This window comes from Gordonia sp. L191 (assembly GCF_030077625.1).
Classification (GTDB): domain Bacteria; phylum Actinomycetota; class Actinomycetes; order Mycobacteriales; family Mycobacteriaceae; genus Gordonia; species Gordonia polyisoprenivorans_A.
In genome coordinates this window covers 2,533,019-2,546,443 of record NZ_CP125996.1, presented here as the reverse complement: position 1 = coordinate 2,546,443, position 13,425 = coordinate 2,533,019, and the positions used below count along the sequence as shown (strand labels likewise).

Annotated in this window: 11 protein-coding genes; 4 read left to right on the top strand and 7 right to left on the bottom strand. The window is 69.0% G+C overall.

What is annotated here, in order from left to right; genetic code table 11:
• Positions 1 to 61: 61 nt before the first annotated feature.
• From QNM97_RS11350 to QNM97_RS11335, 4 genes are all read right to left on the bottom strand, one after another.
• A complete protein-coding gene (locus QNM97_RS11350) occupies positions 62 to 1,654 on the bottom strand; it encodes an alpha/beta hydrolase (protein WP_283822810.1) in 1,593 nt (530 codons plus the stop codon).
• Positions 1,655 to 1,765: 111 nt separating this feature from the next.
• Entirely contained in the window at positions 1,766 to 2,326 is a 561-nt protein-coding gene (locus QNM97_RS11345) for a hypothetical protein (protein WP_283822809.1), read from the bottom strand.
• Positions 2,323 to 2,919, bottom strand: a complete 597-nt coding sequence (locus QNM97_RS11340) for a hypothetical protein (protein WP_283822808.1) — start codon at positions 2,917 to 2,919, stop codon at positions 2,323 to 2,325. The genes QNM97_RS11345 and QNM97_RS11340 overlap by 4 nt, the downstream gene beginning before the upstream one ends.
• A 123-nt stretch (positions 2,920 to 3,042) precedes the next feature.
• The gene (locus QNM97_RS11335; protein WP_283822807.1) at positions 3,043 to 3,777 is read right to left on the bottom strand and encodes a TVP38/TMEM64 family protein; all 735 of its coding nucleotides are present in this window, start codon (positions 3,775 to 3,777) and stop codon (positions 3,043 to 3,045) included.
• 205 nt (positions 3,778 to 3,982) lie between these two features.
• Here QNM97_RS11335 and QNM97_RS11330 point away from each other — a divergent pair, with 205 nt between their 5' ends.
• The 3 genes from QNM97_RS11330 to meaB are packed head-to-tail and all read left to right on the top strand — an operon-like array spanning position 3,983 to position 9,194.
• Entirely contained in the window at positions 3,983 to 5,920 is a 1,938-nt protein-coding gene (locus tag QNM97_RS11330) for a methylmalonyl-CoA mutase family protein (protein ID WP_283822806.1), read from the top strand.
• The gene (gene scpA, locus QNM97_RS11325; protein ID WP_283822805.1) at positions 5,917 to 8,181 is read left to right on the top strand and encodes a methylmalonyl-CoA mutase; all 2,265 of its coding nucleotides are present in this window, start codon (positions 5,917 to 5,919) and stop codon (positions 8,179 to 8,181) included. The genes QNM97_RS11330 and scpA overlap by 4 nt, the downstream gene beginning before the upstream one ends.
• Positions 8,178 to 9,194 (top strand): methylmalonyl Co-A mutase-associated GTPase MeaB, encoded by a 1,017-nt coding sequence (gene meaB / locus QNM97_RS11320; RefSeq protein WP_283822804.1) that lies wholly within the window; start codon positions 8,178 to 8,180, stop codon positions 9,192 to 9,194. Before scpA ends, meaB begins: the two co-directional genes overlap by 4 nt.
• 80 nt (positions 9,195 to 9,274) lie before the next feature.
• Here the strand turns inward: meaB and QNM97_RS11315 are convergent, their stop codons facing one another.
• From QNM97_RS11315 to QNM97_RS11305, 3 genes are all read right to left on the bottom strand, one after another.
• Positions 9,275 to 10,246, bottom strand: a complete 972-nt coding sequence (locus QNM97_RS11315) for an ABC transporter substrate-binding protein (RefSeq protein WP_208791191.1) — start codon at positions 10,244 to 10,246, stop codon at positions 9,275 to 9,277.
• Between the two features lie 159 nt (positions 10,247 to 10,405).
• On the bottom strand, positions 10,406 to 11,137 hold the full coding sequence (locus QNM97_RS11310; RefSeq protein WP_283822801.1) for an SDR family oxidoreductase: 732 nt from the start codon (positions 11,135 to 11,137) through the stop codon (positions 10,406 to 10,408).
• Positions 11,134 to 11,820 (bottom strand): isochorismatase family protein, encoded by a 687-nt coding sequence (locus QNM97_RS11305; protein WP_283822799.1) that lies wholly within the window; start codon positions 11,818 to 11,820, stop codon positions 11,134 to 11,136. Before QNM97_RS11305 ends, QNM97_RS11310 begins: the two co-directional genes overlap by 4 nt.
• Positions 11,821 to 11,842: 22 nt before the next feature.
• Between QNM97_RS11305 and QNM97_RS11300 the strand changes: the two genes are divergently transcribed.
• The gene (locus tag QNM97_RS11300) at positions 11,843 to 13,420 is read left to right on the top strand and encodes a (2,3-dihydroxybenzoyl)adenylate synthase (RefSeq protein ID WP_283822798.1); all 1,578 of its coding nucleotides are present in this window, start codon (positions 11,843 to 11,845) and stop codon (positions 13,418 to 13,420) included.
• Positions 13,421 to 13,425 lie beyond the last annotated feature (5 nt).

Here is a 13,425-nt window from a genome sequence, read left to right as displayed (position 1 = left end):
CCGCGGCGCCGGGCTCCACGCGGGGCGGGGTCTCACGCCGGAGGCGGTGTCGAGGGCGGTCTCACGCCGGAGGCGGTGTCGAGGGCGCGGACATCGCATTCACCGACGCCGCCGGAGTGCCCGGTGTCGCTGTGCTGGATGGCGCCGGTGTCGCTGTGCCCGATGGCGCCGGTGTCGCGGTGGCCGGGACCGGACCGGCGTCGGGGACGCCGATCTCGGCGGCCATGGTGGGCAGCGCGTCGGTAAAGGCCTGCTCGGCGAATTGCCATGTGTGACCACCTGATTGCAGGTGGATCGAACAGGCGATGCCGACCTTCTCACCGTCGGCGCACAGTGTTCGGGCCGCAGTCAGCTCCGACCCCGGGGTGATGTGCCCTCCGCCGTCGCGGCCGCCGAGTCCGGTGCCGCCCTGGCCCTGACCGCCCCACTTACCCTGACCGCCATGACCCTGGCCCCCATGCCCCTGACCCCACTGTCCCTGGCCCCGGCCGCCCTGTCCCGGGTGTTGCCCGCCGTGGGGTCCCGGACCCCCGGGACCCCAGCCGCCGCCGGAGGATTCGTCGAACCACCCCGAGACCCCGGTGTAGCGACCGTGGCGCGCCATGACCGTCGCCGGGTCGAAGTCGGCGTAGGCCGTGGTGCTGCCGCCGAAGAGGCGGCTGACCGTCTGGCTCGTGGTGCCCGAGTTGGGGGCTGCGTCCCCGGCGATGTCCTCGAACGAGGTGAATTCATCGGGGTGCATGGTCACCAGGTCCACCGCGCACGTACCGCCCATCGACCAGCCGACCACACCCCAGTTGGCGGCGGCGGGTGATGCGTGGAACTGCGAGATCACCGCTGGACGGACCTCATCGGTGAGATGTGTGGCGACGTTGCCGCGCGGACCGTTGACGCATTCGGTGTCGTTGTTGAAGCTGCCGCCCACATCCGGGAAGACCAGGATCGGAGCCTGTCCGTGATGTGCTCGCGCGTAGGCGTCGATGATCTGGACGGCATGACCGGTGCGCATCCAGTCGGCGGGGGTGTTGAATTCGCCGCTGATCATCATCACGACCGGAAGGGTCGGCGGGGTGGGGCCGGCGAACCATGCGGGGGGCAGGTAGACGTATTCGGTGCGATGGGTGAAATCGCTGTGCGCCGAACCGGTGTCGATGGAGACCACCTTGCCGGTGGTCTGCACGGTGTTGCGGTCGGCGGCCAGTGTCGAGTTGTCGATCTGATCGGGTAACGGTCCGGCGGTCAGCTGTGCCCACGCCTCCTGAACGGTCGGGAAGTAGCCGACCCACTGGTTCACGCTGAGTGCTGCCGCGGCGAGCACGGCGATCACCGACAACAGCGATGCCACCCGGCGCCACCACTGGGTGCGTCGCGCACCGACGACGAGCAGCGCCACCGCGGCACCCAGCGCGCCGATCCACCACCACAAGAGCTGCGGCGCGGGGTCGGAGGACATACCCTCTGAGGACCAGTACTCGTATGCGGCCCATACCGTCAGTGCGCCGACCCCGACGCTGACCGGAATCCAGAGCAGCCACCATCGTCGCGACCGGCGTGCGACGACAAGGATCAAGAGGACGATGGCGACGATCTCGATGGTCAGCGGCAGCCAGCCGTCGAGCAGGGAGACGCCGTGTCCGTAAGTCTGCGAACCCACTCGCGCGAGTATGCGGCCCGGATCTGGCACTTCGCCGTCAATTAGCTGAGAGTCCGCTCAGCGCTTGACATTTCGGGCTCGAGAAACCGACCAGTCCGGCGTATCGGACCGTCATACGGCCAGGAGGTGGCCCACCCCGGCCATCCCGCACGCCCACAGCACCGAGGCGAAGGTGCCCATGATGAACTGCTCGCTGGCATGCGGCGCGCGTAGTTCGGGAAAGCGGGCGAGACTCTTGACCGCGAGGATGATCGCCAGCCCTTCCGGCCAACCGAGCAACAGGGTTCCGACGACGGCGAGCCGTTCGAGGTAGCCGATCACCCGGCCGCCGCGCAGCGGACCGGATTCGGGGTCGGCCGGCCCGCCCGCGGGGGGTGTGGTGCCGACCGGGGCGGTGGTGACCCCACCGGCGATGAGTACCGATCGCACGATCGCGCCGCCGGCGGTGACCGCGGCCGCTGCCGCCGCGAGGGATCCGATGACGGACACGGCCTCGGTCGTCGGTGCGTTGCCCGACCAGGCGCACAGTGCGGCCGCCGCGGCGAGCAGCAACGAGATGACGCCCGACGCCGGGTCGAGCCACTTCCGGTTGCCGAGCCGACGGTGCACCGCCATCGCCGCACCGGGGAGCGCGGCGATCACGACGAGCAGGGTGATGGCGGTGACCGTCATCGCCGATCCTCGGCAGGTCGGTCGGCCCGGGCGAGGAGATCGACGACGAGCTCTCGCGTGGGCGACTCCAGTTCCCAGCGCGCCGCCCGTAATCGCTGCGACATGGCCTGCGGGGTGATGCCGAGTTCCTCGGCCGCCGCGGTCTGGCGCAGACCGCCACGGACCAGCGCCACGGCTTCCCGGCCCGCGGCCGAGCGGGTGGTCACGATCTCGGTGAGCAGACGCAGCGCGGTGTCGGCGTGCTCGGCCCACCGGGACGCTCCGCGCACCGCGAGTGGTGGCCGCGCGGCCTTGGCCGACTCCACCGCCGCTCGTGCCTGTTCGAACGCCTCGCCCCGGCCCGCCCGGGTCTGCGCCGGCAGCGGTGTCTCGACGGCGCCGATGCCGATGCCGATGCTCCAGTGCCCCTCGTCGGCCAGCAGCAGGGTGACTGCGACGACGGCGTCGGGGTCGGTGAGTACGGCCTGGACCTCGTCGCCGGCGGTGCGGTCGAAGGGGCGGAGCACCGGGGTGTCGGCGACGGCGGCGAGCAGGTCGGGAACCCGGTCGCGATCCGTCCGGCTCCGGCGCTGGTCGATCGTCATCACGAACACAGCAGATCACCCGCCACCGACAGGGCGGTTGCGGCAGCGCCGTGCGGCGCACGCACCCTCATGGCGGTCAAGTATGGCGACTTGCTCTCGGATAATCAAGCACAATGACTTGATATGAAGAAGTCAAGTTTTAGGGGTTGATGATCGAAGGGGTGTCCGCACGTCGATGATGAGTCCGATGACACCAATGGCGAAGAACGTGGCGCTCAGACCCAGCAACCACGGATTCTGCCGACCGGTCAACGCGTCACCGAGGAGTACGACCGCCACCGTTCCCGGGGCCATGCACGCCACGCTCGCGGCCAGATAGGGGCCGGTGCGCACCGACGAGAGTCCCGCGCAGTAGTTCAGCAGCCAGAACGGACAGACCGGGATCAGCCGGAGCGACCCGACGGCGAGCCAGCCGCGCGCAGCCAGCCGGTACTCGACCGCTCGCATCACCGGCCTCTGCAGGAAGGGCTGGATGCGGGACCGCCCGACGCCACGTGCCACCCGGAACGCCAGGTAGGCAGCCAGGGTTGCCGAGGTCATCGCACCGATCACGCCGACCACCGGACCGAAGAAGATTCCCGACATGACGGTGAAGATCGTGCGCGGGATCGGCAGTGCCGTGCACACCACATAGGCGCCGAAGAAGACCCAGACGAACGCCGGCCCCAGGTTCTCACCCCAGTCGCGCACACTGCCGACCGACGGGATGGGGGCGAGGTAGGAAATGGCCAGGACAGCGCACACCGCGACAAGCCCGATGATCGCATTGCGGATGCTGTGACGCGATGCGGTGCCCATCGCTTCTCGACGCGAACTCGGCGAGGTGGGCGCCACGGACTCGCCGGAACCACCGCGATCGTTACGCACCGCTCCACTGTAGGGCGTGGGCCCGGCCGGCCCTCGCGCGATCACGACCGTTCCGCCGCACGGTCACGCGTGATCCGCCACACGGTCACGCGGGACGGACGTGGCATACGTCACGACACGGGCCTACTGTGCGGTACCGAGCGAGCGATCGGCTAAGGTCAACTACGCTCTCGACCGAGCGCATGATGGAGGTGTGTGCAGCACGATGCCCGAGCACAGTGAACAGCCCGAGCAGTCCCGACAGGCGCTCGACGAAGCATACGAGACATGGTCGCGGGCCGCGGCCGGAGTGCTCGCCAAGTCACGACGCGTCGAGGTCGACGATCTCCCCGACACTCCCGAGGCGCTGCTGTCCACGCAGACCCGGGACGGGCTGACCGTCCGCCCGCTCTACACGCGCCGGGACGAGACCACCGAACCCGGTGTCCCCGGCGGCTTTCCCTATGTCCGTGGTGCCGACCCGCACCGCGACGTCCTCACGGGCTGGCGGGTGACCGAACGATTCGGCGACGACCCGGCAGCGGCCGAACAGGTCAACGCCGAGATCCTCGAGGCGATGAACAACGGGACCAGCGGACTGTGGCTGGCGGTCGGGGGTGCACTGTCGGCCGACGACCTCGCCACCGCACTGTCCGGGGTCTATCTGGACCTGGTACCGATCACCCTCGACGCCGGCGCCTCGGGTATCGAGGCCGCCCGCGCCCTGCTCGCCGTCCTCGACGGTGCTCCCGCGACCGCGGACACCGCCGCACCGACCGCGGCGACGACGCTGTCCCTCGGACTCTCACCGCTGACCGCCGCATACTCGGGTCGGCCCACGGTGGCATCCGAGGCGGCCACGGCCCTGGCGGTCGAGGTCGCGGAAGCACACGGCGCCGCGGTTCGCACCCTGCGGGTCGACGGCACCGACTTCGCCACCGCCGGCGCGGACAACGGACTCGAGCTGGCATTGTCGGTGGCGGCCGCGGTGGCACACCTGCGTGATCTCACCGCCGCCGGACTCGACTCGGCAGCAGCGCTGGAGCAGATCACCTTTGCCGTCTCGGTCGCCGATGATCAGTTCGCCGGAATCGCGAAACTGCGTGCGCTGCGGCGTCTCTGGGCCCGGGTGGCCGAGGTGATCGGCGCGCCGACCTCCGGTGGCGCACTGACCCATGCGGTCACCGATCTCTCGATGTACAGCCAGCGCGACCCGTGGGTCAACATGCTGCGCAGCACCATCGCCGCCTTCGGTGCCGGCGTCGGCGGTGCCGACCAGGTCACCGTCCTGCGGTACGACGCCGCGCTGCCCGCCGACGCGCGCACCTCCGGAGCCGCGTTCTCCCGGCGGATCGCCCGCAACACCCAACTGTTGCTCCTCGAGGAGTCCAACATCGGACGCGTGCTCGACCCGGCCGGCGGATCGTGGTTCGTCGAATCGCTCACCGACGACCTCGCGGCCAACGCGTGGGCGGTCTTCGGCGACATCGAGAAGCAGGGCGGGTATCGCGCCGCCCTCGATTCGGGATGGATCGCCGAGCGGGTTGCCGAATCGCTGCACACCCGGGATGTGGAGGTCGCCCATCGTCGCGAATCGGTGACCGGGGTCAACGAGTTCCCGAATCTCGCCGAGAAGCCGATCGCTGGCGCCCCCGCCACGACGACCGACCTCGTCGGTTCGACTCCACGGCTGGCTCGTGTCGGCCGCGCCTTCGAGCAGTTGCGGGATCGCTCCGACGCCCATTTCGCCGACACCGGAACCCGTCCGCGAATCCTGTTGCTGCCGTTGGGCAGTGTGGCCGAGCACAACGGCCGCACCACCTTCGTCGCGAATCTGCTCGCGGCGGGCGGGATCGAGGCGGTGAATCCCGGGCCGCTCGACGCGTCGACCATCGGAACCACGATCGCCGAGACCGGCACGCCGATCGCGGTCCTGTGCGGCACCAAGGCGCGCTACGCCGAGGACGGTCCGGCGGCGCTGGCCGCCGCACGGGCAGCGGGTCTGGCGCAGGTGCTGCTCGCCGGTCCGGACAAGGAATGGCCCGCCGGTGACGACCGTCCCGACGGCTCGCTGCGTGTGGGCATCGATGCGGTGGCCACCCTCACCGACCTCTTCGACCGGCTCGTCCCCTCCGTCCCCGCCACCTCGGGAGCCAGCGCATGACCAACACCGAACAGACAACCGTGATACCGAGTTTCGCCGACGTCGACCTCGCCGTCGAGGTGCCGGCGGTACCGGCCGACGCAGCCGCGGAGGTGATCGGGAACCTCTCGGCCGCCCACGGCTACAGCACCGAGCAGGTCACCTGGAGCACCCCCGAGCAGATCGACGTCACGCCGGTCTACACCCGCGCCGACCGCGATGCGGTCACCACCGACGGCGCCCACCCGTATCCGTTGGACTCGGTGCCCGGTGCCGCGCCGTTCATCCGCGGCCCGTATCCGACGATGTATGTCAACCAGCCGTGGACCATCCGTCAGTACGCGGGTTTCTCCACCGCGGCGGAATCCAATGCCTTCTACCGCCGCAACCTGGCCGCCGGGCAGAAGGGCCTGTCGGTGGCCTTCGACCTGGCCACCCACCGCGGCTACGACTCCGACCACCCGCGGGTCGCCGGTGACGTCGGCATGGCGGGCGTGGCGATCGACTCCATCCTCGACATGCGCCAGCTCTTCGACGGGATCGATCTCGGCAGTGTGTCGGTGTCGATGACGATGAACGGTGCGGTGCTGCCCATCCTGGCGCTCTATGTCGTTGCCGCGGAGGAGCAGGGCGTACCGCCGGAGAAGCTGGCGGGGACCATCCAGAACGACATCCTCAAGGAGTTCATGGTCCGCAACACCTACATCTATCCGCCCAAGCCGTCGATGCGGATCATCTCCAACATCTTCGAGTACACCAGCCAGAAGATGCCGCGGTTCAACTCGATCTCCATCTCCGGCTATCACATCCAGGAGGCCGGGGCCACCGCCGATCTCGAACTGGCCTACACCCTCGCCGACGGTGTGGAGTACATCCGTGCCGGTCTCGACGCCGGTCTCGACATCGACAAGTTCGCCCCGCGGCTCTCGTTCTTCTGGGGCATCGGGATGAACTTCTTCATGGAGGTCGCCAAGCTGCGCGCCGCGCGTCTGCTGTGGAGTGAACTCGTCGTCCAGTTCGACCCGAAGAACCCGAAATCGTTGTCGCTGCGCACACATTCGCAGACGTCGGGGTGGTCGCTGACCGCCCAGGACGTGTTCAACAACGTCGCCCGCACCTGCGTCGAGGCGATGGCGGCCACCCAGGGCCACACCCAGTCGCTGCACACCAACGCCCTCGACGAGGCGATCGCCCTGCCGACGGATTTCTCCGCCCGCATCGCCCGCAACACCCAGCTGCTGTTGCAGCAGGAATCGGGCACCACACGCCCCATCGATCCGTGGGCCGGCAGCAACTATGTCGAGTGGCTGACCCATCAGCTCGCCCAGAAGGCGCGCGAGCACATCGCCGAGGTCGAGGCGACCGGCGGCATGACGCAGGCGATCAACGAGGGTCTGCCGAAGTTGCGGATCGAGGAGGCCGCCGCGCGCACGCAGGCGCGGATCGACTCCGGTCAGCAGCCGCTGATCGGCGTCAACAAGTACCGCGTCGAGGACGACGAGGAGATCGAGGTCCTCAAGGTCGAGAATTCCAAGGTGCGTACCGAGCAACTCGAGAAGCTCGATCGCCTTCGCGCGGGCCGGGATTCGGCGGCGGTGGAGGCGGCGCTGGCAGATCTGACACGCGCCGCGGCCAGCGACGACGGCGGCATGGAGAACAATCTGATGGCATTGGCCATCGAGGCCGCGCGGCAGCAGGCGACCGTCGGTGAGATCTCCGCGGCGCTGGAAAAGGTCTATGGTCGCCATCAGGCAGAGATCAAGACCATCAGCGGGGTGTATCGACATGAGGTGGGTGCGGTGACCGGCGTCGAGGCGGCCACGGAGATCGTGGAGCAGTTCGCCGAGGCCGAGGGCAGGCGTCCGCGCGTGCTGGTCGCCAAGATGGGCCAGGACGGACACGATCGCGGGCAGAAGGTGATCGCGACCGCGTTCGCCGACCTCGGCTTCGACGTCGACGTGGGCCCGCTGTTCGCCACCCCCGAGGAGGTCGCCACGCAGGCCGCCGACAATGACGTCCATGTCGTCGGTGTGTCGTCGCTGGCGGCCGGGCACCTGACGTTGGTGCCCGCGCTGCGCAAGGCGCTCGAGGAGGTCGGCCGCCCCGACATCATGATCGTTGTCGGCGGGGTGATCCCGCCCGGTGATTTCGAGGAGCTCTACGAGGCAGGCGCCGCGGCGATCTTCCCGCCCGGCACCGTCATCGCCGACTCGGCGGTCGAACTCGTCGGCAAGCTCGCCGACAACCTCGGGCTCGAACTCGCCGGAGTCGCTTCCGAGTGACCGACCAGAGCGGCACACGGGCAGCGGTGCGCCGGCGGGTGGACGTGGATGCGCTCGCCGAGGCCATCCTCGACGACCGTCGCGCGGACCTCGCCCGCGCGATCACCCTCGTCGAGTCGCGTCGGCCCGATCACCGCGCCGCGGCGCAGGAGCTGCTCCTGCGTCTGACTCCGCACTCGGGCAAGTCGTTTCGGGTCGGCATCACCGGCGTCCCGGGGGTCGGCAAGTCCACCACGATCGAAGCACTCGGACTGCATCTCATCGAGCAGGGGCACAAGGTCGCGGTACTCGCCGTCGACCCGTCCTCCACGCGCACCGGCGGGTCAATCCTCGGGGACAAGACCCGGATGGGCCGGTTGTCGATGGACAAGCGCGCCTACATCCGGCCGTCACCGACGTCCGGCACGCTCGGCGGGGTCGCCAAGGCCACCCGCGAGTCGATCGTCCTCGTCGAGGCCGCAGGTTTCGACGTCGTGCTGGTGGAGACCGTCGGCGTCGGCCAGTCGGAGGTCGCGGTGGCCAACATGGTCGACACGTTCTCGTTCCTGACCCTGGCCCGCACCGGGGATTCGTTGCAGGGCATCAAGAAAGGTGTCCTCGAACTCGCCGACGTGATCATCGTCAACAAGGCCGACGGCAAGCACCTCACCGAGGCCAACGCGGCGGCCCGCGAGCTGAAGAACGCCCTGCGGCTGATCTATCCGCACGACGCACTGTGGTTCCCACCCGTGCAGACGATGAGCGCGCTGGAGAACACCGGTGTCGACGAGTATTGGGCGGCGGTCGAGCGTCATCGCGAGACCCTGCTCGCCGCAGGCGAATTCGAGGCCCGACGCAACCGCCAGCAGATCGAGTGGATGTGGGAGATGGCGCGCGAGACCGTGCTGGCACGCCTCGCCGATTCCCCCGAGGTCAAGTCGGTGCGCGCCGAGGTCGAGCAGCAGGTGCGCGAGGCCACGCTGACCCCCGCGCTCGGCGCGCAGCGCATCATCGAGACCTTCGACAACCGCTGACCCGACACCCCGAACGCACACCGGCGCCGCACCTTCGAGGTGCGGCGCCGGTGTTCTTCAGCGGGTCGGTCGCACGCGGGTCAGAGCTTGGCGGCCACCGGATTCAGGGTGTCGATGACGAACCCGACCGACGGCGCACTGGGCACGCTGAACGCGGGTTGGGTCTTGTCGTCGAGGTAGACGACCGTACCGTTCTTGACGGCCGTGAGGTTGCTCCAGCCGGGTACCTGGTTCACCACGGCGTTGTTGCCGCCGGGAACATAGACGACCAGCAGATCCGAGTTCAGCAGGTCGATCCGCTCCGGCGAGATCAGCGCACGGGTGGACTGACCGTTGTGCAGTGCGGCCACCTGCGGGTTCAGGGTGAAGCCGAGCTGGGCGATCAGGCCCGCAGCGGCATCCTTGGTGGAGTTGATCGCCCCGACCTGACCGGTCGGGCCCACCTGCGCGAAGGTGAAGGTCTTGCCCTGTGCCTTGGCGTTGTTCGACTTGAACGTCGAGATCTCACCATTGGTGGCATCGATCAGTTTCTGTGCCTGATCGCCGACGCCGAAGATCTTGCCGGCCGTCGTGGCCAGCTGCTCCCAGGTGTCGGCGGTGGCGCCCTTGGTCAGTACCGGGATCGTCGGGGCGATCCCCTTGAGCTTGTTGTACTGGTCCTCGCTGCCGAGGTAGCCGGCCAGGATGAGGTCGGGGTTGAACTTGGCCAGTTCGGCGACGGTCACCTGGGTCGGGTCGGCGACCTCGACGACCTGTGCGTTGTTGGCGGGGGTCCACGAGAACGTCGGCGTGCCCTTCGGGACGAACGCCGCGGTGATCGGGATATTCAGTGCCGCAAGGGTATCGGTCCAGTCACTGAGCAGTGTCACCACGCGGGTGGGCTTGGCGGTGATCTCCGTCGAGCCGTATTCGTGATCGATGGTCACCGGGGTGAACGACGAACTGCTCTGCGCCGAGTCGTCGTCGGGGGAGGAGCAGGCGCCGAGGAAGGCGATCAGGCCCACTGCGACGGCCACCACCAGGCCGCGCAGCATCGGTCGTGTGTTCTTCACGAGAATCCAATCGGTTGTGTAGGAGGAGTGGAGTGAGACTTCGACAGTCGGGATATCGACAGTCGAGGATGTCAGCAGGTCGGGGATTTCAGCGGTCGCGATGTCAGCGGTGGGGCGAGCGCGGTGCCATCAGGTGCGGCGTTGCTCGCGGCGACGGGGTCACATGTCCAACGTCGCACCTCCGTCGACCCGCAGGTCGTGCAGCGTCACGTGGCGCGCCGCATCCGAGGCGAGGAAGACGACGGTCTCGGCGATGTCGGCCGGGTCGGCGATCCGGCCGAGCGGTATGCCCAATCGGAAGTGCGCGGCGTCCCCGCCGAGCACCGCGTCGCGATCGGCGTCGCAGGTCCACATCCCGCGCAGCATGGGGGTGTCGGTGGACCCGGGGGAGACGATGTTGACGCGTACGCCGGAGGGCGCCGCGGCCAGCCCGAGTGACCGTGCGTAGGAGGTGGCGGCGGCCTTGGATGCCGCGTACGCAGGCAACGCGGTCCGCGGCACGGCTGCTGCGTTGCTGGAGACGACCACCGCCGACCCTCGTCGACGTGCGGTCATCGGGGGCAGTGCCACGTCGAGGAGGTTGCGGACGCCACCGGCGTTGACGGCCATGCAGGTGTCCCAGTCGTCGCTCATCACCCCGGCGGCGGCGACCACCACACCGATCGGACCGTGTTCGGTGTCGAGCTCGTCCCAGGCGGCGCGCACCGCATCCTGATCGCTCACGTCGACGGCACGAACATCGGTGTCGGGCTGACGATCCCATCCGATGACGGTGGCTCCGGCGGCCTTCAGGGCGCCGGCGACGGCAGACCCGATGCCGCCGGCGGCGCCGGTCACCAGGGCGACCTGACCGGCCACCCCGGCCACCCCGGCGGTGGATCCTGCGGTCACGCCGTGACCCCGGACCGATCCGTGCCGACACCGCCAGAGGCGTGTTCTGTGGCCGCTCCCTGCACGGCGCGCAGCACCTGCGCGGCGCGGACGACCCGTCCGGCGCGCTTGCCGATGTACTCGGCGGCCATGCGGTGCTCGTCACGGGAGAAGTCGCCCATCGCGTCGACGACGAAGAAGGGGGCGACGTCGCTCATGAACGCATCGGTGGCGCTGATCATGCAGCCCATGTGCGCGTACACGCCCACCACGATCAACTGGTCCCGGCCGTGATGGGCGAGTAGTTGACGCAGGTCGGTGCGCTGGAATCCGGAGTATCGCCACTTGGTGACACAGATGTCGCCGTCACGGGGCGCGAGTTGCTCGATGACCTCCTCGTCGCGTCCCGAGGCGAGTCCCTTGCCCCAGAAGTCGGAGAGGATGCCGCGTCGTGACGGATGCTGATCGCCGGGCTGGGCGGTGAAGACCACCGGAACACCTGCCGCCGAACATGCTTCGCGGATCGCGATCATGTTGGGCAGCGCGGTGGCCATCGGTTCGTGGTCGAGCCGGTAGGCATCGATGAAGTAGCGCTGCATGTCGTGGATCAGCAGCGCGGCACGTTCGGGTTGCAACGTCCATTCCACGCGGGCGGGGAAGGGGCCCTCGGGTATCTGGTACGGAGCGATCGGGGGAATGGCCACGGCATTAGGGTAGCCTCACCTTGTGCATGTGACACCCTGGCCCCCCGAACTCGCCGAGAACTACCGCACGTCGGGTACCTGGTCGGGCGAGACCTTCGATGACATCCTCACCGCACGGGCCGCTGATCCGCGTTTCGCGGAGAAGATCGCCGTCGTCGACGACGACCGCTCGCTGACCTATGCCGAGCTGGACGAACGCGTCGATCGGCTGGCGGCCGGACTGGTCGGCCTGGGTATTGCGGCCGACGACCGGGTGATCGTGCAGATCCCGAACTCCGTGGCCTACGTCGAGGCGGTGTTCGCCTTGTTCCGGGCACGCGCCCTGCCCGTCTTCGGGCTACCCGCCCACCGCGAGACCGAGCTGGTCGGCATCGCCCGGTCGGCCGCAGCGGTGGCCATCATCTCTCCGGCGGGCGGTCGCGGCGTCGACTACCGAGCCCTGGCGCAGCGCGTCGCCGACGAGGTCGACTCGGTGCGACTGCTCATCGACTCCGACACTCTCGAGGAGCTCTGGGCGCCACCGGTCGAGCATGGCCGCGCCGATCCCGAGCAACTCTCCTTCCTGCAGCTCTCCGGCGGCAGTACCGGTGTGCCCAAGCTGATTCCGCGCACGGCTGCCGATTACCTGTACAGCGTGCGGCGCAGCAACGAGGTCTGCGGTGTCGACGAGGACACGGTCTATCTCGTCGTGCTGCCCGCCGCGCACAATTTCCCGATGAGTTCACCGGGAATCCTCGGTGCGTTGTACGCCGGCGCGACGGTGGTGCTCTCGCCGAGCCCGACGCCATCGATCGCCTGGGAACTCGTTGCACGCGAACGGGTCACTATGGTGGGCCTGGTGCCGCCGCTGGCCCGGCTGTGGACCGAGACCGCCGAGGCCGGTACCTCGCTGGACCTGTCGAGTCTGCAGACCGTGCAGGTCGGCGGTGCGCGGTGCCCCGACGAGCTGGCGCGGCGGATCGGCCCCGCTCTGGGGGTGCGGCTGCAGCAGGTGTTCGGGATGGCCGAGGGTCTGGTCTGCTACACGAGGCTCGACGACCCGGACGACCAGATCACCTCCACGCAGGGCAGACCGATGTCGTCACTGGACGAGCTGCGGCTCGTCGACGAGCACGGGGCGCCGGTCACCGACGGTCCCGGCTTCCTGGAAACGCAGGGGCCCTACACGATTCGCTCCTACTGGCGCGACGCGAGCCCCGAGTCGTTCGCCGCCGACGGGTGGTATCGCACCGGTGACGTCGTCGAGCTGACCGCGCAGGGCAACCTCGTGGTGCGGGGCCGGGCCGCCGATCGCATCAACCGCGGCGGTGAGAAGGTCTCGGCCGAACAGGTCGAGGAGCATCTACTGGCCCACCCGTCGGTCCGCGACGCGATCGTCGTGGCCGCGACCGACACGTACCTGGGCGAACGCACCTGTGCCTATGTGGTGCCCGCCGACACCGACGACCCGCCCACCCTGGCGGGCCTGCGCGCCTTCGTCCGCAACTCCGGCCTCGCCGAATGGAAGCTCCCCGACGCCATCGAGGTGATCGACGCGTTCCCCGAGACCGGGGTGGGCAAGGTCAGCCGAAAGAAGCTGCGGGAGTTGCTCACCCGCTGACCGCG

What these genes read in the sequence shown, in the direction of transcription:
- QNM97_RS11330 (WP_283822806.1), top strand. Translation starts at nt 3,983, where the DNA reads ATGCCCGAGCACAGTGAACAGCCCGAGCAGTCCCGACAGGCGCTCGAC.
- QNM97_RS11345 (WP_283822809.1), bottom strand. Translation starts at nt 2,326, where the DNA reads ATGACGGTCACCGCCATCACCCTGCTCGTCGTGATCGCCGCGCTCCCC.
- scpA (WP_283822805.1), top strand. Translation starts at nt 5,917, where the DNA reads ATGACCAACACCGAACAGACAACCGTGATACCGAGTTTCGCCGACGTC.